This is a genomic window from Verrucosispora sp. WMMD1129 (assembly GCF_029581255.1).
GTDB lineage: Bacteria > Actinomycetota > Actinomycetes > Mycobacteriales > Micromonosporaceae > Micromonospora > Micromonospora sediminimaris.
On the sequence record NZ_CP120741.1, the window covers coordinates 2705579 to 2725536 of the forward strand.

Genomic DNA, 19958 nt, shown 5'->3' on the forward strand with positions numbered 1-19958 from the left:
CCTCGGTTTCCCACCCTGACAGGAGGACGAGATGCCCTTCATCACCGTCGGCACGGAGAACTCCGCGCCCATCGACCTGTACTACGAGGACCATGGGTCGGGTCAGCCGATCGTGCTGATCCACGGCTTCCCCTTCAACGGGGCGACCTGGGAGAAGGTCTCCGGACCGCTGCTGGACGCCGGCTACCGGGTGATCACCTACGACCGGCGCGGCTACGGCAACTCGGCGCAACCGGCGTTCGGCTACGACTACGACACCTTCGCCGCCGACCTCGACGTGCTGATGACCGAGCTGGATCTGCGCAACACGATCCTGGTCGGCCACTCGATGGGTACCGGCGAGGTGACCCGCTACCTGGGCGCGTACGGCTCGGATCGGGTGGACCGGGCGGTGCTGCTGGCGCCGCTGGCGCCGTATCTGCGGCAGGCGCCGGACAACCCCGAAGGTGTCGAGGCGAGCCTCTTCGAGGGGTTCAAGCAGGCGATCACGCAGGACCGCTTCGCCTACCTCACGCAGTTCTGCAACAACTTCTTCAACTACGACGAGAACAAGGGCAAGTTGGTCAGCGAGGAGGCGTACCGGGCGCACTGGAACATCGGGGCGATGGCCTCCGCCAAGGCCACGCACGACAGCGTGGACGCCTGGGGCACCGACTTCCGGGCCGACGTGTCCCGGATCGACGTGCCGGTGCTGATCGTGCAGGGCGACAAGGACAACGTGCTGCCGTACCCGAAGACGGGCCAGCGGTTGCAGCCGATGCTCGCCGACAGCCGGTTGGTCACCCTCAAGGGCGCGCCGCACGGCACCCCGTGGACCAACGCCGACGAGGTGAACAAGGCGATCATGGAGTTCATCGGCTCGCCGGCCATGGCCCGCGCCTGATGCGGGCCGGGCCGACGTCCGGCGCACGCCGCGCCGGACGGGCGGCCGGACACGTCACGCCACGGGCGCGACCCCGAACGGGTCGCGCCCGTCGCGGACGGCCGGAGCGTCAGCCTTCGAGCCGGGCCAGCTCCTCCTCGACGATCGAGGGATCGAGCTTGCGGAAGACCGGCTTGGGCGCGGCGAGCGCCCGGCCCACCACGAGTGGCACGGACTCCCATCGCGCGCCCTGGGTGTAGTCCCCGGTCAGCACCGGGTACGCGGGCCCGGCGTCGAGGTCGGCGACCTCCTCGATCACCGGCATCGGCGCGTGCACCCCGGTGCCGCCGAGCAGCTCGTGGATCTTCTGCGCGGAGTGCGGCAGGAACGGGGTGAGCAGCGTGTTGGCGTCGCTGACCACCTGGAGGGCGACGTGCAGGATGGTGCCCATCCGGGGCTTGGCGGCCTCGTCCTTGAGCTTCCACGGCGCCTGCTCGGAGAGGTACTTGTTGGCCTCGGCGACCACCTTCATCGCTTCGCCGATGGCCTGCTTCTGCCGGTGCCGGGCGATCAGGTCGCCGACGGTGCCGAAGCCGGCGCGCGCCACGGCCAGCAGCGCCTCGTCGGCCTCGGTGAGCCCGTCCGGGCCGATCGGTGGGATCTCGCCGAAGTTCTTCGCCGCCATCGAGATGGACCGGTTGACCAGGTTGCCCCAGCCGGCGACCAGCTCGTCGTTGTTGCGGCGCAGGAACTCGGCCCAGGTGAAGTCGGTGTCGTTGTTCTCCGGCCCGGCGACCGCGATGAAGTAGCGCAACGCGTCGGCGTCGTAGCGCTGGAGAAAGTCGCGCACGTAGATGACCACCCGACGCGAGGAGGAGAACTTGCGTCCCTCCATGGTCAGGAACTCGCTGGAGACCACCTCGGTGGGCAGGTTGAGCCGTCCGAGCCGACCCGGCTCACCGTCGCGATCGCCCTCACCCGAGTAGCCGGCGAGCAGCGCGGGCCAGATCACCGAGTGGAAGACGATGTTGTCCTTGCCCATGAAGTAGTAGGCCTGCGAGTCCTTCCCCTCCCCGTCGGTGGACCACCACTTCCGCCAGGCCTCGGGGTCGCCGGTGCGGCGGGCCCACTCGATGGAGGCGGACAGGTAGCCGATGACGGCGTCGAACCACACGTAGATCCGCTTGTCGGTGCGCTCCCGCCAGCCGTCGAGCGGGATCGGTACCCCCCACTCCAGGTCCCGGGTGATGGCCCGGGGGTGCAGGTCGTCCAGCAGGTTCTTGGAGAAGCGCAGGACGTTCGGGCGCCAGCCCTCCCGGGTGTCCAGCCACTGCCGCAGCACGTCGGCCAGCGCGGGCAGGTCGAGGAAGAAGTGCTCGGTCTCGACGAACTCCGGCGTCTCCCCGTTGATCTTCGACCGTGGGTTGATGAGGTCGATCGGGTCGAGCTGGTTGCCGCAGTTGTCGCACTGGTCGCCTCGGGCGCTGTCGTAGCCACAGATCGGGCAGGTGCCCTCGATGTACCGGTCGGGCAGGGTCCGCCCGGTGGACGGCGAGATGGCCCCCATGGTGGTCTTCGGCACGATGTACCCGTTGCGGTACATCCCCTCGAACAACTCCTGCACGACGGCGTAGTGGTTGCCGGTGGTGGTGCGGGTGAACAGGTCGTAGGAGAGGCCGAGGCCGTGCAGATCCTCGACGATCACCCGGTTGTACCGGTCGGCCAGTTCCCGTGGCTTCAGTCCTTCGGCGTCGGCCTGCACCTGGATCGGGGTGCCGTGCTCGTCGGTGCCGGAGACCATGAGCACGTCGTGGCCGGCCATCCGCATGTACCGGGCGAAGACGTCGGAGGGAACGCCGAAACCGGAGACGTGGCCGATGTGGCGCGGGCCGTTGGCGTACGGCCAGGCCACTGCCGCGAGAACGTGACTCATGGACAGAAAGCCTAGTGACCCCCGGAAGGTGACCGCGAACCAATAGGGGTCCCTGGTCGGCACGATGGGCCAACGGCCCTCGGCAAATAGTCCGAATTGTCATCGACACGCTGCCTGAGCTGCCCGATCAACCCCGCTCGCCGGTGTCAAATGAAACGCGTGACTGGCAGCCGAGCCGCCCGAGACCACTCCGACGGCCCTTTTTCCGAGCCGGGGGTGGATTCCACCGCGTCGCCGCGTACCCAGACGGTGGCACCTCAGCCCCGCGCGGTGCCCTCGGCGGCACCGGAGCTTGAGACCGGCGCGGCCGGGCCGGAGCGGGCCGACCCCGCCACGGTCGAGTCACCCACCGGAGTCGAGGTGGAGCCGACGACCGGCGCGCCGGTGGACACGCTGCCGCGACGGGTTCCGGTCCGGCCGCCCGGACGTCGGGGCCGTCGGGGCCGATCACCTGACGACGGTACGCCGGACGAGGACACCTTCTGGGCACCGATCGAGCAGGTGCACTGGGACGGCACGCCGGTGCGGCAGGAGGAGCCCGGCGACGTCGAGCCGTGGTGGCGGCGGTTCTGGCCGGTGCACCGGCGTCGGGAACGCAGCAGCCACCCGCCGGATCCCCTGGCGGGGTTGTCCGTGTTGATCGGGTTGAGCCTCGCGGCGGCCTTCTTCGCCTGGGTCAGCGCCGGTCCGCTCTGGCTCGCCGTCGGGCACGCCACCTCCGGCACGGTGGTTGTCACCAGGTGCACCGGCGACGGCCTGACCCAGCGGTGCCGAGGCATCTTCACGGCGGTGGAGGAGGAGTTCCGGATCCACGGCGTACGGGTCAGCGGGGTGTCCCGGGACCGCGCGGTGCCCGGCTCGGCCCTACCCGCCCGGGTGACCGGCCCGGACGGTCACGTCGCGTACGCCGACGGTGGGGTGGGTGCTCACCTGCGCTGGCTGCTCGGCGTGCTCGGGGTGCTCGGCTGCGCGGTGGGCATCGCCCGCTGGACCGGTGCGACCCGGCTGCCCGATCCGACCGAGCGGCGTTGGGCGATCGCCGCCTCGCTGGGCGGCCCGCTGCTGACCGCCCTCGGTTTCCTGATCGCCGCCTGGTAGCACCCGCCCTCACTTGTGCACCAGCGCGTAGACGTCGCGCCGGCGCAACCCGTACTCGGCCGCCACGTCCGTGATCGCGTCCCGGCGGCTCCGGCCCGCCGCCTCCCGCTCGGCCACCGCGGCGCGCAGCGCGTCGTCGTCGGGGCGGACGCCGGGCACAGCGGGCGCCCCGGCCACCACGAGAGTGATCTCGCCACGCGGGTCGCCGTCGGCGGCCCACCGGGCCAACTCGCCGAGCGGACGACGCAGCACCTCCTCGTACGTCTTGGTCAGTTCGCGGCAGACAGCGGCGGGCCGGTCGGCGCCGAACGTGTCAGCCAGGTCGGACAGTGCGGCGGCGATCCGGTGCGGCGCTTCGAAGAGAACCAACGTCCGTTCCTCGGCGGCCAGGGCCCGCAGCCGGGCGCGCCGGGCGCCGGGGGCACGCGGCAGGAACCCTTCGAAGCAGAACCGGTCGCTGGGCAGCCCGGACAGCGCCAGGGCTGTGGTGACGGCGCTGGGACCGGGCGCGGCGGTTACCGGCACCCCGGCGTCCAGGGCGGCGCGGACCAACCGGTAGCCGGGGTCGGAGACGCTTGGCATGCCGCCGTCGGTGACCAGCGCTACCACGTATCCCTCAGTGAGCACCTCGACCAGTTCCGGGGTGCGCCGCTCCTCGTTGCCCTCGAAGTACGAGACGATCCGGCCGGGGATGGTCACGTCGAGGTCGCGGGCGAGCCGGTTCAGCCGGCGGGTGTCCTCGGCGGCGACCACGTCCACGGCGGCGAGAGTGTCCCGCAGCCGGGCGGAGGCGTCGGCGGGGTTGCCGAGCGGCGCGCCGAGCAGAATCAGGCGACCGGTTTCGGACATTCCACCCACAGCAGCGCGCTCCTTCATCGATGGGCGTACCGGATATGGGGACGACAGGCACCACCGACCCCCTTGGCAGCCTACGATCGCCGGGTGACGAGTGCGTCGACAGCACAGAGCGCGAGTTCCGACCAGCCCTCGGAGCCGGGAGCCACCACAGCCACCGCCCCCGGCCCGGCGGGGGGTGGCGTACCGGCGATGATCCGCCGCCGGCTGGCCACCGTCGAGGCCGGGCTGGACGACCGTTCGTGGCTGGCCACGGCGGTTGTCGTGGTCATCGCGGCGGTTCTCCGGTTCGCGAACCTCAGCCATCCGCCCGGCAAGATCTTCGACGAGGTCTACTACGCCCGGGACGGCTGGGGGCTGATCGACAAGGGCGTGGAGTGGAACTACACGAACAACGCCCCGTCGTACGTGGTCCACCCGCCGCTGGGCAAGTGGTTGATCGGCTTCGGCGAGTGGGCCTTCGGCTACAGCGACGCCGAGCACGGCATCTCGGTGCCCGGCCACCTGTTCACCACCGCGCCGGAGTTCGGCTGGCGCTTCTCGGCGGCGCTGCTGGGCACCCTGTCGGTGCTGCTGCTGGTCCGTATCGGCCGCCGGATGTTCCGCTCCACTGTGCTGGGCTGCGCCGCCGGCCTGCTGCTCGCGGTCGACGGATTCCACCTGGTGCTCTCCCGCACCGCGCTGCTCGACATCTTCCTGCTCTTCTTCATCCTGGCCGCCTTCGGCGCGCTGGTGCTGGACCGGGACGCGACTCGCCGCCGATGGGCCCGGGCGCTGGAGTCCGGGCTGGATCCGGCCGCCCGGGGGCGGGCCGGTCGCCCGCCCGGCGGCTGGCGGAACTGGCCCTGGTGGCGGCTGGCGACCGGGGTGCTGCTCGGTTGTGCCTTCGCGGTCAAGTGGAGCGCACTGTTCTTCGTACCCGTCTTCGCCCTGCTGATGTTCCTCTGGGACGTCGGTGCCCGACGGTCGGCCGGGGTACCCCGGCCGTGGCGGGACACCCTGCTCGACGGCGTGCCGTGGATGGTGCTCGCCGGTCTGCTGATGGCGGTGACCTACGTCGGGACGTGGTCCGGTTGGTTGTTCAGCCAGGAGGGCTACTACCGGCTCGCCGAGCGGTACCCGGACGCCGGGCTCAGCGATGCGCCCGTCGTCGGCCCGCTGTGGAACCTGATCCAGTACCACCAGGCGGCGCTGGGCTTCCACAGCCAGCTCGACGATCCGCACAAGTACCAGTCGTGGCCGTGGCAGTGGCTGCTGCTGGGTCGGCCGGTGGCGTTCCACTGGACCGGCGAGGGCCCCTGTGGCGCGGCGAGCTGCGCCGAGGAGGTCCTGCTGCTGGGTACCCCGCTGCTGTGGTGGTCGTTCCTGCCAGCGCTGGTGGCGCTGGTCTGGCTCGGCCTGGCCCGGCGGGACTGGCGGGCCGGAGCGATCCTGCTCGCCGTGGCGGCGGGGCTGCTGCCCTGGTTCTGGTTCGCCCTCGACGGCCGGACGATGTTCTCCTTCTACGCCGCGCCCACGCTGCCGTTCCTGGTGCTCGCCGTGGTCTACGTGCTGGGCGCCATCGCCTCGCCGGCCGGGCCGAGTGGCACCCTGGCCGTGACCGGTGCCGACGAGGAGGCCAGCCGGGACCGCCGGCTGGTCGGCGGGGTGATCGCCGGTGCCTACGTGGCGCTTGTCGTCCTCTGCTTCGCGTACTTCTATCCGATCTTCGTGGGCTTGGTGCTGCCGTACGAGGACTGGTCCGCGCGGATGTGGTTGGACGGCCGCTGGATCTGACCCGAAGGAGGGCCCGTACGCCTCGGCGTACGGGCCCTCCTTGGGAAATAGGACGCGCCCCGATCGCCTGCCACGGGGGAAGCGGGCGATTGGGGCGCGCACCAGCAGCTTAACCACCCGCGACCGAGGGCACAACGGGGCGGCGTGGGTCAGATTTCCGACGAATGCTGAATGCGACAAGAAGTTGCGGCCACTGTTGCCACAGCGTGACTCGTCGCGGACTCTGCGCCGCCCGGAGCCACCGTCCGGCGGATGGCTGAACCGTTACGTCCAGCCACGCAGCTTCACGTGGCATAGCCCGACATCGAAGCCGGGTCCGGTCTGGACGATCGTCCGGACGAGCGAGTCAGTGTCGTCTCGGGCGTCGCGGCAACCAGCCGAAGAACCTGTCCTGCAACGACGTCGACCCGGCGAGATGCAGGTCCTCGGCGGCGGCGGCGAGACAGGCCCCCAGGTAGACACTGAGCATCGGTCGATCCACGCCGTACTCGGTCAGCAACTGCTCCCGTTTCCGGGCGCAGGGCCACTCGGCGCCACAGGTGCCACACGTCCATTCGGGGGTCACCGGGGCGTGCTCGCCCACCCGCCCGGACGACGCGGCTCCGCCCGCCTCCGCCACGGTGACACCCGAGCGATCCGTAACACCCGTCATCGCGCTCCTCTCCGCCTCCACCGGTGACGGCGGGCCTGCCACCCGCCGTCACTTCAAACGTGCCCGTGCTCAATTACAGCGTCCGGGAACGCTGCGGCGTTACGCCGTTGCGGTACGTTGACCAACCATGGCCGCCGCGACCCGCCCCAGGAACTGCATCAACCGTAGGTATTCATCGTCGCCGGTCGCTGGTACCGGCAACACTGGCCGAAAGCACTACCCCGGAGCCGCAGGTGCGTGATCTGCTCCCGCCCGCCGTCGCGGTGGCCGTGGCGGGTCCGGACGACTGGTCCGGACGGTTGCACGCGGCCGAGGCGGCCTGTCTCGGGGACCGCGCGGTGGAGAGCCGCCGCCGCGACTTCACCGCTGGCCGGATGTGCGCCCGCCGCGCCATGGCCGCACTCGGTCTGCCACCGGCCGCCGTACCGTCTGCCGCCGACCGCTCACCCGTGTGGCCGGCCGGGCTGGTCGGCACCATCACGCACACCCGGGGCTACTGCGCCGCGGCCGTCGCCCGCAGCGACGAGATCCGGGCGGTCGGCATGGATGCCGAGCAACACCGCGAGCTCAGTGCGGGGGTACGCCGACTGATCTGCCTGCCCGAGGAGGACGAGCAGGTCGCACAACTACCACCGGGCATCCACTGGCCGGCGGTGATCTTCAGTGCGAAGGAAACCGTCTACAAGGTGTGGCACCCGGTCGTCGGCAACTGGCTCGACTTCCACGACGCCCTGGTACGTCTCGATCCCGACGCCGGGACGTTCACCGCGCGAATCTCCCCCGCGCGGGTCGCCGAGGCTCCGGTCGACCACCCGCCCACGCTGATCAGCGGCCGTTTCGCTGTCGACACCGACCTCGTACGCACGGCCGCCACGCTCACCCCCCGGTAGCGAACGGCACGGCAGCACCGCTCGCACCGGCGACCGGCGACCGGCGACGGGCGACGGGCGACGGGCGACGGGCGACGGGCGACGGGCGACGGGCGACGGGCGACCGGATGATCTGTCCTGAGTGGACTTGTCTACACTCCGCTCGGTGATCAACAAGAGATGGTCGTCAGCCGCCCTCCTCGGGCTGCTGACGGCGACGACGCTGGCCGGCCCGGTGCCGGCACTCGCCGACGACCGAGCGGAACCGCCAAGCGAGCCACCCCGGGTCCAGCTCGTCCTGGATGTGAGTGGTTCGATGCGGGCCACCGACATCGACGGACGGAGCCGGATCTCGGTGGCCCAGCAGGCGTTCGGCGAGGTGGTGGACGCCCTACCCGACGAGACCCAGCTGGGCATCCGGGTGCTGGGCGCCACGTATCAGGGCAAGAACAAGCAGCAGGGCTGCCTGGACACCCAGCAGATCGTGCCGGTCGGCCCGGTCGACCGGACGCAGGCCAAGGCCGCCGTGGCGACCCTGCGCCCGACCGGCTTCACTCCGGTCGGGCTCGCCCTGCGCGAGGCCGCCAAGGATCTCGGTGCCGGCACCACCGCACGCCGGATCGTGCTGATCACCGACGGCGAGGACACCTGCGCCCCACCGGATCCCTGCCAGGTGGCCCGGGAACTGGCCGCCAAGGGCACCACGCTGGTGGTGGACACCCTCGGTCTCGCACCGGACGAGAAGGTGCGCCGGCAGTTGCTCTGCATCGCCGCCGCGACCGGCGGTACCTACACGGCCGCGCAGAGCGCCGAGGATCTGACCGACCGGCTGAAGCAACTGGTGGACCGGGCCCGCGACACGTACGCCACCACCCCGGCGAAGGTCGACGGGACGAACGCCTGCCCGGGTGCGCCCCTGCTCTCGCCCGGCGTCTACACCGACCGGGAGAGCTTCTCCGAGCATCGCTGGTACCGGGTGCCGGTACGGCCGGGACAGGAGCTGAGGGCCTCGGTCAGCATCGCGCTCGACCGCCCCGTCAACCCCGATCACGGCGTGCTGCTGCGGGCCACCACGGCGGACGGCCGGGAACTGGTCCGCGGGGTGGACGCCGGCAGCGGACGTACCGACGTGGTCTCCACCGGCCTGCGTTGGTCGGCCGGGGACGACGTCGAGCGGCCCGAGGCCAGCGACCCGACGCCGGAAGCCAGCGCGTCCTCGGCCGTCACCACCGTCTGCCTGGTGGTCAGCAACATGTTCTCACCCCGAGCGGATACCGCCGCGGACCCGGGCATGCCCGTCGAGTTGACCATCGACGTGGTCGCCGCCTCGTCCGCTCCGGACGGGCCGGACCTGGGCCGCGGCTGGGTGCTGCTGCTCCTGCTGACCCTGGCCGGCCTGCTCACCGGGCTCGTCACCGGCCTGCTCACCCGTTGGTGGGTAGCCACCTGGAGGAACTGACAGATGCGTATCCGTTGGGCAACCGCCGCCGCCCTGATCGCCGCCGGTGTCGCCCTGACCCCCGGCACGGCGCTCGCCGCGCCCACCCCCACCCCTTCCCCCGGTGCCGTCACCGTCACCAGGGCCGGCACCTCGTACCTCACCGCCACCCCGGTCGCCGCCGGCCAACCCATCCGGGTCGCCGCCTCGACGGGTGAACACCTCTACTGGTCGTTCCCAGCCGCCGCGGGTGAGGTCCACGAGATCACCGCGGCGGTCACCCTCGCGCAGAACCGCAACGGCCGATCCACCTGGACCGTGGAGGTCTTCGACGGGCTGCGCCGCCGGCAGGCGTGCACGGCCGGCGCGCAGACGCCGACCGCCGACGCCGCGGCGCGTACCGTCGGCATCAGCTGCACGATGCGGCGGGTGCGCCCCTGGGCCGAACCATGGTCCGGCGACCCACTGCCCGGCACCTACTACGTGCGCCTGGCCGTGGTCGACGTGCCCGAGCCCGACCTCGGCCTGCCGATCGACGTGGACCTGCTGGTCTCGACCACCGACGACGCCGGCAGCTCCGCCGACGACGGCAGGCTGGAGGCGGCACTGGTGCCACCGACAAACGCCGGCACCGTTCTGGACGCCGAACCGACGGTCGCACCGGAGGGCGACGGGGACGACGGCTGGGACCTGAGTCTCACCGGCTGGTTGCCCGAGGCCGGCTCCCGCTGGATCTGGACCACCGCCGGCGGAATGCTGGCCGCGGTCGCGGGCGTGGTCGGATTCGCCCTCACCCGGCGTCCCGCCACCAGATGAGCCCCGCCGGCAGGTCGTGCTGAGGTGCCCACCCGACCTGCCGGCGGTCCCCGCGCATGCGGCCGTTGGCGGCAGCCGATCAGCACCACCGGATCCGGAGGCGTTCGGCGCTGCGGACCGGTGCCCGGGCGGCGGGAGCGCCCGGGCACCGGTCGGTGTCACAGCCGGGCGAGGATCTTCCTCATGGTGTCGATCTCGGCCTGCTGCGTGGTGACGATCCGCTGCGCCAACGCTCTGGCGTCCGGGTTGGCGCCCTGGGCTGTCTCCTCCTCGGCCATCGTGACGGCCCCCTCGTGATGGGCGATCATCATGGTGAGGAACTGCCGATCGAACTCGGTCCCGGAGGCAGCCGCGAGGCGGGTCATGTCGGCCTCGGACATCATGCCCGGCATCTCGTGGTCCATCTCGGGCATGCCATGGCCGTCGCCGTTGGCCATCGGCATCGGTGCCCCCCAGGACGTGAGCCAGGCCCGCAGTTGGGCTATCTCGGGCGCCTGAGCGTCCTTGATCTGCGTGGCGAGCTGCTTCACCTCCGGGTCGGACGCACGGGTGGTGGCCAGGTCGGACATCTCGACCGCCTGCTCGTGGTGCGGAATCATCATCTGCGCGAACATCACGTCGGCCGCGTTGCTGGTGGCGGATTCGCCGCTGATCGCGCTGGCGGACGGGTTACCCGGCATGTCGTGGCCAGCGCCGGCCGGATGGTCGGAGCCGCAGCCGGCAAGACCGATCGCCACGCTGAGGCTCACGCCGGCCCAGACGGCACGGCGTGTACGGGTGCGATTCATGGTTTACAGGGCCTTTCGGAGTCGGTGGACAGAAGCGGGTCGGCGCGGCCACCCACCAGGGGTGACCGCTGGTCGCTCCTATATCCGCAGTACCGACACAGCGACCGTGGTCAGGCCCATCAGGCGAAAGGCGGGCGGGGCACGGCCGCCCAGGGCTCGGGTGAGCCGACGATCCCGTGGCAGCACACTGCGCGTACGCCGAAGGTGGCGGACAGCGAGCGCGACGGCGAGCGCGAAGCCGGCGACGATCGCCACGCAGACCGCCCAGCCTGAGGGGTGGCCGTGCCCCGGCTCCTCGATGGGGTGAGCGGCCGGTGCCACGCACTGCTCGGTGTGGCAGCCATCGACGTGACTTGGCAAGGTCGGTGCGGCATGGCTGCCGTGGCCGGGCGCGCCGAGGGCGGGATCGTGGCCCAGGCTGTGCATCACGGCCAGCCCGAACAGGGTGCACGCCAGCAGCACGAACCGGAGCCATCGCCCGTTGGTTGCCGCCTCGCCGCGCACTCGATCACGATATCGCGCGGCAAACCACCAGCACCGCTTTCCCGGCGGCTACCCGGCCGGTCTGATCTGGCGCGTGATCGACACGTCGGTGATCTCGGCGTCCCTGGCCAGCAGCATCGCCTTGCTGAGGATGACCGCGAGCAGGCCGTCCCCCTCGAACGGCAGGAACTGCTGCTCCCCGGTCCGGCCCGCGCCCCGGTCCGGCACGATGCAGAGGTACTCGTCGTTCGGGCTCATCAGGATGTTGCCCGACCCCAGGTGGATCCGGTACGTGCGCAGGTCACCGTCGACCACCAGGAAGCGGCCGTCGATGCGGGCCCGCTGGCCCACCGCCAGTCGGGGCAGCAGCCGGGCCAGCAACTCGCGCCGGGTCTCGGCGGTGGCGGACAACTCCCCGAAGCTGTACGACGACCAGTAGTCCCGGAAACGGCCCTGCGGGCCGCCATCCGACCAGGTCGGGTCGTTGCCGACACTGGCCACCCCGACGAAGAGATCGACGTCTCGCATGATCTCGCTGAACACCAGTGGCGGAATCCGGTCGAGCGGCAGCGGGTCCCCGGGTCGCGCGTCCGTCCACCGCTGCGCCGAGTAGCCGCCGCCGGAGGCGTGCGACCAGTTCTGCGCGGCGGCGATCGGGTAGAAGCGCACCTGGTCGGTGACGAGCCGCAGGTACGACCCGCTGTCGGTGGTGTCGGCCGTCCAGTCGTCGCCGATCCCCTCCACCCAGTACTCGGCCCGCAGCCCCCACCCGGGCAACTCCCGCGAGGTCGGCGGGTAGGAGTCGTCGACCATCAACCGCAGCCGGTCCGTCCAGCCCCGGACCGCGGCCAGGGCGTGGAACTGGTGCTGACGCAGGATGTGCCCGGCGAACCGGTTCGAGTACGTCCCGGTGGTCTCCTCGGCCGGCGTCAGCAGGTAGACCTCCCGATGTGCCTGCTTGAACGGCTGGACGATCCGGTGCCGTTCCAACCACTCCCGCCAACCGACCACCTCCGGCACCGGCCGACCGATCGGGTGCCAGATCCGCACCTCGGCGTCGTCGCCAGCGGACACCGGAGTGTCGTCCACGGTGCGCAGCGCACCGTCAGCCCAACCGCAGGGCACTCCGTCGACCTGCCAGAGCAACCGACGGGCCAGTGCGCCGACCAACGGATGATCGAGGTAGCGCTGCCGCCATACGGCCAGCGTCCAGCTGCGCTGGGCCAGGAAGAGCCGGTCCAGCCGGGCCACCTGGGCGGTCAGCATGCCGGTGATCTCCTTGGCCAGGCCCTTCAGGTCGGCCAACTCCGCCGCGTGGTCCCGGCGTACCGCCGCCGGTGGGCTCTTCACCTGCCGGCCGGCCTCCGTGTACCAGACCAGGGCTACGCCGGTGGAGACGATCGACAGATCCGCCCGACAACCGCCCAGGGGCACCTCGTGCCGCCCCACCCCGGTCAGGCCGTAGTCCGGAACGGCCAGCTCCTCGATCTCGTCCCGGCTGATGCCGAGGGCTGCGGCACGAGCGTCGAGCGCCTTGTCGATCTCCTTGCGGGTGCCCTTGTAGGTGACCCGGGCCGACAGCCGGGCGAGCTGCGCCAGCGCTGGCTCGCCGTCGAGCCGCCCGAGCACCCCGACCGCCGCGTTTGCCACCTTCGGGCAGGCCGGCCCGACGCCGGGCAGGCGACGCAGCATCGCCTCGACCAGACCGCCGACGCGGCGTACCTGTTCCGGTGTCGGTCCGGTCCGCTCGACCAGCCAGAGCAGGCCACGCAGCAGGTCGGCGTTGACCGAGGTCGGCTGTTGGTGCGGGGCGCGGGCGGCGGTGGCCAGCCATCGGTCGAGGAGCTGACCGGCCTCCCCCAGGTCGACCTCGGCGAGCAGTCGGGTCGCCTCGGCCGACCAGCCGGCGCTCGGTCGGGGCATGGTGGCGGTGCTGGCGTGGGCGACCAACTGCCGCCACGGCGGGTCGAGGGTGGGTAGTTCGGTGAGGATCTGCCGGGCCCAGGGGTCGTCCGGGTCGAGACGTGGCCCGGCCACCTCGGCGATGAACTGCCGCAGGCGCTGGCTCTCGTCGGACCGGTCGACAAGCGCCTCCATCAGGTCGGCGGGGATCGGGCCGGTGGCGGCCAGGCCCCGGGCCACCGTCTCCAGTGCGGTCGGTGACAACGCGTACGGCTCCTCGACGGCGAACGCGGCGAGCTCCTGGAGCTGCTCCGGTGCCAGCTCGGTGGGCAACCGGCGGGACAGCTGGCCGATCAGGTCGCGCGGCGGCCAGAAGTGCTTACCGTCCTGCCGCAGGCGGGCGGCCATGGCCAGCACCAGACGCGCCACGTCCGGACGGGGCAGTGCGCGCAGTGCGGCGCGTACCTCGGGGTTGTCGCGGCAGAGTCGGGCATGCGCGTGCAGGTGCCCCGCCAGTTTGTCCAGGTCGTTCGCGGCAACCAGCTCGCGGGCCCGGTCGGCGTACCAGACGGGTTCGGTGGTGGTGGTCATCAGCCGCCCACCAGCGGGACGAGCTTGAGGAAGGTGACCTCGGTGTCGCGACGCAGATCGACCTCGTCGTCCAGTTCCTCGACCTGCCGGTCGCCGACCAGCACCACGAAACCGTTGCCGCGGAACGCCTGCTCGGCGAGGGCGATCTGCCGCTGCGGGTCGACGCGGCGTCGAGGCTGCTCGCCCCGGTCGCCGTTGAGGGCCCGTTCGGTCGAGGTTGGCCGCACCAGCAGCCGGCGCGGCTCCGGACTGGCCGCGTTGTGCTCGGCCACCTCCTGGTGGATCCGCCGGCGGATCAGCTCACGAAGCGTCAACCGCTCCTCGAAGATCTGCAAGGCCCACGCGGAAGTCCGAGCACCCGCGGTGCTCTCGTCCACAAAGGTCACCGTCGCCATGTCGCGAGAGTTTAGGTACGCCCTCCGACAGGAAGACTTCGGCACGGGCCGCGACTGGCTACTCCAGGGCGAAGGTGGCCGACGCGCGTCCGGCCGCGTCCGGTACCGCCTCCAGGTAGAGCAGGCCGTCGCGGTGACGGACGTACTGGCCGGGGAAGTTCACCGACTCCAGGGACAGCTTCGTGGCGTCGGCGAGCCCGGCCCTCCGGGTGAAGGTGGCGTCCTGACGGAAGAGATTCGAGCCGTCGTTGCGTTCCACCCAGATCTGGTGGTTCCGGTGCCGTAGGAAGTAGCCGGGATAGTTGGTCGACTCCAACGAGATCGCCGTGGAGTTCGACAGTCCGGCGACGATCCGGAACTGCGAGTCGGCCAGGTTTGTCACGTCCGGCTCCAGCCGGACCCGGAACTCCCAGTGCCGCAGGTAGCGATCGGGCAGGTCGTGGGCGCGCAGCCGGACCGGGCTCAGTCCGTCCGGCACCGGCACTCCGAAGTTCGGGGTGCCGTCGGCGTTCCAGTAGACCCGCTGGATCCGGGTCCGCCGGTTCGGGTCATTGAGCGGGTCGTAGCCGTTGCCGAGGTACCGCTCGTAGTTGCGGGAGTGGTAGACGATCACGTCGCTGCCGTCCTCGGCGACGGTGAACGAGTTGTGCCCCGGACCGTACTGGCCGGTCCGGCTGTCGCTGGCCAGCAGCGGTGCGGCGCGCTTGGTCCAGGACGCCGGGTTCAGCAGATCACTGTTCGCCGAGGCGGTGAGCAGCCCGACGGCGTAGCTGGCGTCGGTGGCGCTCGCCGAGTAGGTCATGAAGACCCGGCCGTTGCGGATCAGCACCGCCGGTCCCTCGTTCACCCGGTAACCCCGGGTCTCCCAGGCGTACGTCGGGCTGGCGATCAGAGTCGGGGTGCCCGCGTACGTCCAGGGGTTGACGGCTCGGGCGAGGTAGATGTTCGAGTTGTTGCCGGCGTACTCCGCCCAGGCCAGGTAGCGCTGGCCGTGGTGCACGAAGGTGGTGGCATCGAGGGAAAAGCTGCTGCGCGCCGGCTGGAGTTGGCCACGCTCTGTCCACGGGCCGTCGAGCGGGTTCGCGGCGCTGCTCTCCAAGACGTACGGCCGGATGGCCCAGATGTCGTCGGTGCGGCCGGCGGCGAAGTAGACGTACCACCGGCCGTCGATGAAGTGGATCTCCGGTGCCCAGATGTGCGCGCCCATTTCGCCGCTGGCGTGCCGACGCCAGATCACCCGCTCGGTCGCGGTGGCGAGCCCCTGAAGGGTGGTGGCGCGGCGCAGCACGATCCGGTCGTACTCAGGCACCGTGGCCGTGAAGTAGTAGTAGCCGTCGGTGTGCCGGTAGATGTGCGGATCGGCACGCTGCTCGGCCAACGGGTTGGTGAATGTGACGGCGGCGGCCCGCGCCGGGACGGCCGGCCCCGCCAAGGAGCTGATCGCCGCCATCACCAGGGCGGCGGTCACCGCTAACCAGCTGCGGTACGTGAGCTTCCGACGCGCCATCGCCATCGCCCTCCCGCCGACCGCGGGCCGGTCATCCGGGACGGGCACGGTCCCCGTCCGACCGTGCCCGCCGTGCCCGCTACCTCATTGATAGCGTTAACATTTATCAACGTCAAGGCAATGACATGTATCTGAATCCTGGCCGTAACGCATTGACGGCGGCAAACACCGTCGCCCGCCCGACCGCACCGAAGGGTTCGGGCCTGCGCGCGGGGCAGGATGGCCGAGCGGCACCGCCGACGCCGTGGCGGGTCGCCACCCAGCCCGTGACGGCAGGCCGCTCAAGCGGTCGCGCCGCCGTCGATGGCGATCGAAGCGCCGGTGATGTGCCGTCCGCCGTCGCCGACCAGGTGACTGACCGTGGCCGCCACGTCGGCCGGCGCCGCGTACCGACCGAGAGCGATGTGCGACCGCTGGGCGTGCGCGCCGACACTGTCCGCCGGGTTCATGTCGGTGTCGGTCGAGCCGGGCAGGATCAGGTTGACCGTGATCCCGCGCGGCCCGAGTTCCCGGGCCAGCGCCCGGGTCAGCCCGTTTACCGCGCTCTTGGTCATCGCGTACGCGCTGACCCCGGGCGCCGGGACGCGGCTGGCGAAGCTGCTGCCGATGTTGACGATCCGGCCCCCGTCGCCCAGGTGGCGCACCGCCGCCTGGGTGGCCAGGTAGACCCCGCGTACATTGACCGCGACAGCTCGATCGAGGGCGTCGAAGCTGACCGACTCGATCGGGCCGCCCGCGAACACCCCGGCGTTGTTGACCAGGATGTCGAGCCGTCCCAACTCGGCGACGGTCTGCTCCACGGCACCGACGACCGCCATCGGATCCGCGCTGTCCGCACGGATCGGCAGGCCCGTACGCCCGTACGCCTCGATGTCGGCCAGCACGGATTTCGCGCTGTCCCCCGCGGTGCGGTAGGTGAATGCGACATCGATGCCGTCAGCGGCGAGCCGCCGCGCGACGGCGGCACCGATACCCCGGCTGCCACCCGTGACCAGCGCGACCCTGTTGCCACATTGGACCGTCATGCCGGCAATCCTGACAGTTCACTCAGGACAGCGGCGAGGTGGGGCCGTGCTCAGAACGGGTGAAACCGCTCGAAGGGCGGCTCCACCAGCGCCTCGGGCAGCCGGATGGCCCGGCAACGGGGCACCAGTTCCGCCGTCGGGTCGTCGCCGATGTGGCGCAGCGTTCCGTCGGCGAAAGCGTCGGGAATCGCGGTCCAGCCCAGGTTCTTCTCCTAGTACCGCACGGCGGTGCGCACCGACGGCGTCCAGTCGTCATCCAGCACGATCAGACCGCCCGGCCGGACGATCTTGCGCAGGAAGTAGAGATCCACGAAGACCTCGTGAAAACGGTGGCTGCCGTCCACGAACGCCGCGTCGACGACCAGACCGTCGGTGACGAGTTCCGGAAGCGCGATCGAGGACCATTCGCGCATCAATTGCACGGTGGAGTCCAGACCGGCGGCACACAGCAGATCCCAGCCGACGTTCGCGTACGCCGGCTCCTGAAAGGGATCGACAACGACGTGCCGGGGATGCGGCGGGTCGATCGTGACCAGCGCCTCCCCGATCGCGAGAGCGGAGCTGGCGTACGCGAGCCCGACCTCGACGAGAGCCTCGACCCGATCAGAGATCAACAGGTCACGGAGCAGGTCACAGTCCCGTTCCGGCAGGGTGACCGTCTCGAAGTCCCGCTCATGATCTCGCGTCCACGGCGGACCGTACTGCGCGAGCTGGCGGCGCACCCTGCGAACCCGTGCTGCCCGGTCGTCATCCTGCATCCCGCCAGTCTGAACCAGCTTGGGCTCCCCAGCCGTGATCAGCTGCCGGACAAAGACGAAGGGCAGGTGCTCGATTTCCGAGGACCCGCCCTTTGTCTACTGCTTCGGTGGTGGAGCTGAGGGGATTTGAACCCCTGACCCCCTCGATGCGAACGAGGTGCGCTACCGGTCTGCGCCACAGCCCCTCCGCCGGCCAACCGGCGTCGGTCCCACCCGGCTGTCACCGGGCGGGCCGGCGACAAGGCTAACAGGTCGAGCGCTTCCGCCGCGAACCACCCCACCCACCCGGCCTCGCAAGATCCGCCACTGCCGTCCACGCTATCGCCGTCGGCGATCCGTCCATGCCATCAGCAGTTTCCCCGATAGTGCAGCCTTCGGCCCGGTTGAGGCAGCGTCTTCCCCGAACTTGTCGCCTCGCCCGATCGAGGGGTTCGCGCGTGGGGCGGGGTCAGGCGCTGTGGGAGCCGGGGCCGGCCTCGTAGGGGCGGCCCCGCAGGCCACCGGCACGACGGTAGGACACCGAGCCGCCGCCGTTGGCTGCCTGGGGGAGGTCGGCTGGGCGGTCCAGGCCCATCGCGCTGCGCCGGACGGACTCCCGCTGGGCCGCCAGGCGGCGCTGCGTCTCCCGGCGGGCAGCCGACCGGCGCGCCTGCTCCCGGCGTACCTCGGCCTGGCGGGCGGCCAGCCAGGCGGCCTCGCGGGCCAGGGCCCGGCGTCGGCGGCGGTCAGCCACCGCGCGGGCGCGCAGGTGGACGACGTACACGATCAGCAGGGTGGCGGTGACCGCGAAGCTGATCCAGAAGCCGGGGCCCACGACCAGCACGCCGACCAACTCGACGGCGTTGAGCAGCACCAGCGCGGCCAGCACCCGGCGGCGGCGGTAGATGGCCGAGGTGTGGTGGTGCCGCCGGTCGGGGCGGCGGCGGGACCGGCCCCCACCCGCCGGTACGGCACGCAACCGGCTCGGCCGACCGGAACGTCGGGGCAGCGCCCGCCCGGCCGCCCCACCCCGCACTGCCTCACCGGTGCGGCCATCACCTGCGTCATCAGCGGGACGTGAGCGCGGTACCCGGCCGGGTGCCTCACCCGAACGAGGCGGGGTGGGAACCGCGCGCCGCAGGGCGGGCGGGCCGGAGACCGGGGTGGCCAGCTCTCCCGAGTCGGGATCCTCGCTGAGCGTGATCACCAGGGCACGGGACGGGTTGACCGGTCGCCGGCCGGGGACAGTGCGACGGCGTCGGCGGCGCTGGAGCACCCGCGCCGTCGACTGCGCCCGCTCCGCCACCAGCCGCTCGGCGGCGTCGTACCGGCGGACCAACGCCGGCGCGAGGGCGAGCAGCCCGGCGGCGGCGAGGACGGCGAGGAGCACCGAGGTCGGCACCCTCACCCCTCCCGTCACCAGATTCGGAGCAAGCGCCGACCGGCCGCAGGATCTTTCACCGATCGGCATCGGCGACGTGAATCGTGCGGGGCGGGCAGCGCCTGCCGCAGCTTGCAGTTACCTGAGGTTACGGGTCACCGTCGCCGGAACCGCCGCGCCGCGCCGATCCCGCACGTGGGACGGCTCACGGGGTACGGGCGCGCAGCCGGTGCCACCGGGCCAGCAGGCCGCCCTCGGCGGCGATCTCCTCGCTGGTCATCGCGTAGCCGATGTGATCGCGCCAGGCACCGTCGATGTGCATGTAGCGCGCATGGTACGCCTCCTCGCGGAAGCCCAGCTTCTCCACCACCCGACGGGACGGGCGGTTCTCCGGGCGGATGTTGACCTCGATCCGGTGCAGACCGCCGGAGCCAAACGCGTGGTCGACGGCGAGCGCCAGCGCGGTGGGGATGACCCCTCGCCCGGCGACCCGCCGGTCCACCCAGTAGCCGACGTACCCGGAGCAGAAGGCCCGACGCACGATGTTGCCCACGTTGATGTGACCGACCAGCCGCTCCACGCCGTCCTCTTGAAGGCAGACTGCGAACGGCATCCCCTCGCCGGTACGCCCCGAGCGTCGCAGGTCGCGATAGACCCAGCGGAACGTCGCCGGGGAGTTCAGGTCGTCCCAGTCACCGGGTACCGACGACTCCCAGGGGGCCAGCCACTCCCGGTTGGCCCGGCGCACCTGCGACCAGGCCGCCGCGTCCGACCGCCGGTACGGCCGCAGCAGCACCGGGCCGTCGGAGAGCACGGCCGGCCAGCCAGGCGCCCGTCGGAACACCGAACC

Annotated in this window: 18 protein-coding genes and 1 tRNA gene; 6 read left to right on the plus strand and 13 right to left on the minus strand. The window is 71.4% G+C overall.

Going from position 1 to position 19958, the window contains the following annotated elements:
• Nucleotides 1-31 precede the first annotated feature (31 nt).
• Nucleotides 32-883 (plus strand): alpha/beta hydrolase, encoded by an 852-nt coding sequence (locus tag O7624_RS12340; RefSeq protein WP_093408251.1) that lies wholly within the window; start codon nt 32-34, stop codon nt 881-883.
• 109 nt (nt 884-992) lie between these two features.
• Here the strand turns inward: O7624_RS12340 and metG are convergent, their stop codons facing one another.
• Nucleotides 993-2795: a methionine--tRNA ligase gene (gene metG / locus O7624_RS12345; RefSeq protein WP_282240093.1), complete on the minus strand. Its 1803-nt coding sequence runs from the start codon at nt 2793-2795 to the stop codon at nt 993-995.
• Nucleotides 2796-2945: 150 nt separating this feature from the next.
• On the opposite strand from metG, the gene O7624_RS12350 reads away from it, so the two are divergent.
• Entirely contained in the window at nt 2946-3893 is a 948-nt protein-coding gene (locus O7624_RS12350) for a hypothetical protein (protein WP_282240094.1), read from the plus strand.
• 9 nt (nt 3894-3902) lie between these two features.
• On the opposite strand, the gene rsmI is transcribed toward O7624_RS12350, so the two are convergent.
• A complete protein-coding gene (gene rsmI / locus O7624_RS12355; RefSeq protein ID WP_282240095.1) occupies nt 3903-4751 on the minus strand; it encodes a 16S rRNA (cytidine(1402)-2'-O)-methyltransferase in 849 nt (282 codons plus the stop codon).
• A 189-nt stretch (nt 4752-4940) separates the two neighbouring features.
• On the opposite strand from rsmI, the gene O7624_RS12360 reads away from it, so the two are divergent.
• Nucleotides 4941-6524: a phospholipid carrier-dependent glycosyltransferase gene (locus O7624_RS12360; protein ID WP_170863556.1), complete on the plus strand. Its 1584-nt coding sequence runs from the start codon at nt 4941-4943 to the stop codon at nt 6522-6524.
• Nucleotides 6525-6870: 346 nt separating this feature from the next.
• On the opposite strand, the gene O7624_RS12365 is transcribed toward O7624_RS12360, so the two are convergent.
• Nucleotides 6871-7176: a hypothetical protein gene (locus tag O7624_RS12365; protein ID WP_282240096.1), complete on the minus strand. Its 306-nt coding sequence runs from the start codon at nt 7174-7176 to the stop codon at nt 6871-6873.
• Nucleotides 7177-7409: 233 nt separating this feature from the next.
• Between O7624_RS12365 and O7624_RS12370 the strand changes: the two genes are divergently transcribed.
• The 3 genes from O7624_RS12370 to O7624_RS12380 all read left to right on the plus strand — a co-directional run bounded on the left by O7624_RS12370 (nt 7410) and on the right by O7624_RS12380 (nt 10299).
• A complete protein-coding gene (locus tag O7624_RS12370) occupies nt 7410-8066 on the plus strand; it encodes a 4'-phosphopantetheinyl transferase superfamily protein (RefSeq protein ID WP_282240097.1) in 657 nt (218 codons plus the stop codon).
• A gap of 145 nt (nt 8067-8211) precedes the next feature.
• The gene (locus O7624_RS12375) at nt 8212-9504 is read left to right on the plus strand and encodes a VWA domain-containing protein (RefSeq protein ID WP_093408262.1); all 1293 of its coding nucleotides are present in this window, start codon (nt 8212-8214) and stop codon (nt 9502-9504) included.
• Nucleotides 9505-9507: 3 nt separating this feature from the next.
• The gene (locus tag O7624_RS12380) at nt 9508-10299 is read left to right on the plus strand and encodes a peptidase (RefSeq protein WP_282240098.1); all 792 of its coding nucleotides are present in this window, start codon (nt 9508-9510) and stop codon (nt 10297-10299) included.
• 158 nt (nt 10300-10457) lie between these two features.
• Here O7624_RS12380 and O7624_RS12385 read toward each other — a convergent pair whose 3' ends face one another.
• The 10 genes from O7624_RS12385 to O7624_RS12430 all read right to left on the minus strand — a co-directional run bounded on the left by O7624_RS12385 (nt 10458) and on the right by O7624_RS12430 (nt 19922).
• Nucleotides 10458-11087 (minus strand): DUF305 domain-containing protein, encoded by a 630-nt coding sequence (locus O7624_RS12385; RefSeq protein ID WP_282240099.1) that lies wholly within the window; start codon nt 11085-11087, stop codon nt 10458-10460.
• Between the two features lie 78 nt (nt 11088-11165).
• Complete coding sequence (locus O7624_RS12390) at nt 11166-11591, minus strand: DUF6153 family protein (protein ID WP_282240100.1); 426 nt, start codon at nt 11589-11591, stop codon at nt 11166-11168.
• Nucleotides 11592-11639: 48 nt separating this feature from the next.
• Nucleotides 11640-14063, minus strand: a complete 2424-nt coding sequence (locus tag O7624_RS12395) for a DUF4132 domain-containing protein (protein ID WP_282240101.1) — start codon at nt 14061-14063, stop codon at nt 11640-11642.
• Nucleotides 14063-14458, minus strand: a complete 396-nt coding sequence (locus O7624_RS12400) for a hypothetical protein (RefSeq protein ID WP_282240102.1) — start codon at nt 14456-14458, stop codon at nt 14063-14065. Before O7624_RS12400 ends, O7624_RS12395 begins: the two co-directional genes overlap by 1 nt.
• Nucleotides 14459-14516: 58 nt before the next feature.
• Nucleotides 14517-15965 carry a family 43 glycosylhydrolase gene (locus tag O7624_RS12405; protein ID WP_282240103.1) on the minus strand — a complete coding sequence of 483 codons (1449 nt, stop codon included), beginning with the start codon at nt 15963-15965 and terminating at the stop codon, nt 14517-14519.
• A 281-nt stretch (nt 15966-16246) separates the two neighbouring features.
• The gene (locus O7624_RS12410; RefSeq protein WP_282240104.1) at nt 16247-16990 is read right to left on the minus strand and encodes an SDR family oxidoreductase; all 744 of its coding nucleotides are present in this window, start codon (nt 16988-16990) and stop codon (nt 16247-16249) included.
• 212 nt (nt 16991-17202) lie between these two features.
• Complete coding sequence (locus O7624_RS12415; RefSeq protein WP_282240105.1) at nt 17203-17748, minus strand: class I SAM-dependent methyltransferase; 546 nt, start codon at nt 17746-17748, stop codon at nt 17203-17205.
• Between the two features lie 108 nt (nt 17749-17856).
• A tRNA-Ala gene (locus tag O7624_RS12420) sits at nt 17857-17933 on the minus strand.
• A 263-nt stretch (nt 17934-18196) separates the two neighbouring features.
• On the minus strand, nt 18197-19135 hold the full coding sequence (locus O7624_RS12425; protein WP_282240106.1) for a hypothetical protein: 939 nt from the start codon (nt 19133-19135) through the stop codon (nt 18197-18199).
• A gap of 178 nt (nt 19136-19313) precedes the next feature.
• Nucleotides 19314-19922 (minus strand): GNAT family protein, encoded by a 609-nt coding sequence (locus tag O7624_RS12430; RefSeq protein WP_170863557.1) that lies wholly within the window; start codon nt 19920-19922, stop codon nt 19314-19316.
• Nucleotides 19923-19958: the final 36 nt, after the last annotated feature.

What these genes read in the sequence shown, in the direction of transcription:
- O7624_RS12340 (WP_093408251.1), top strand. Translation starts at nt 32, where the DNA reads ATGCCCTTCATCACCGTCGGCACGGAGAACTCCGCGCCCATCGACCTG.
- O7624_RS12415 (WP_282240105.1), bottom strand. Translation starts at nt 17,748, where the DNA reads ATGCAGGATGACGACCGGGCAGCACGGGTTCGCAGGGTGCGCCGCCAG.
- O7624_RS12365 (WP_282240096.1), bottom strand. Translation starts at nt 7,176, where the DNA reads ATGACGGGTGTTACGGATCGCTCGGGTGTCACCGTGGCGGAGGCGGGC.
- O7624_RS12410 (WP_282240104.1), bottom strand. Translation starts at nt 16,990, where the DNA reads ATGACGGTCCAATGTGGCAACAGGGTCGCGCTGGTCACGGGTGGCAGC.
- O7624_RS12405 (WP_282240103.1), bottom strand. Translation starts at nt 15,965, where the DNA reads ATGGCGCGTCGGAAGCTCACGTACCGCAGCTGGTTAGCGGTGACCGCC.
- O7624_RS12380 (WP_282240098.1), top strand. Translation starts at nt 9,508, where the DNA reads ATGCGTATCCGTTGGGCAACCGCCGCCGCCCTGATCGCCGCCGGTGTC.
- O7624_RS12395 (WP_282240101.1), bottom strand. Translation starts at nt 14,063, where the DNA reads ATGACCACCACCACCGAACCCGTCTGGTACGCCGACCGGGCCCGCGAG.
- O7624_RS12360 (WP_170863556.1), top strand. Translation starts at nt 4,941, where the DNA reads ATGATCCGCCGCCGGCTGGCCACCGTCGAGGCCGGGCTGGACGACCGT.
- O7624_RS12385 (WP_282240099.1), bottom strand. Translation starts at nt 11,087, where the DNA reads ATGAATCGCACCCGTACACGCCGTGCCGTCTGGGCCGGCGTGAGCCTC.
- metG (WP_282240093.1), bottom strand. Translation starts at nt 2,795, where the DNA reads ATGAGTCACGTTCTCGCGGCAGTGGCCTGGCCGTACGCCAACGGCCCG.
- O7624_RS12350 (WP_282240094.1), top strand. Translation starts at nt 2,946, where the DNA reads ATGAAACGCGTGACTGGCAGCCGAGCCGCCCGAGACCACTCCGACGGC.
- O7624_RS12400 (WP_282240102.1), bottom strand. Translation starts at nt 14,458, where the DNA reads ATGGCGACGGTGACCTTTGTGGACGAGAGCACCGCGGGTGCTCGGACT.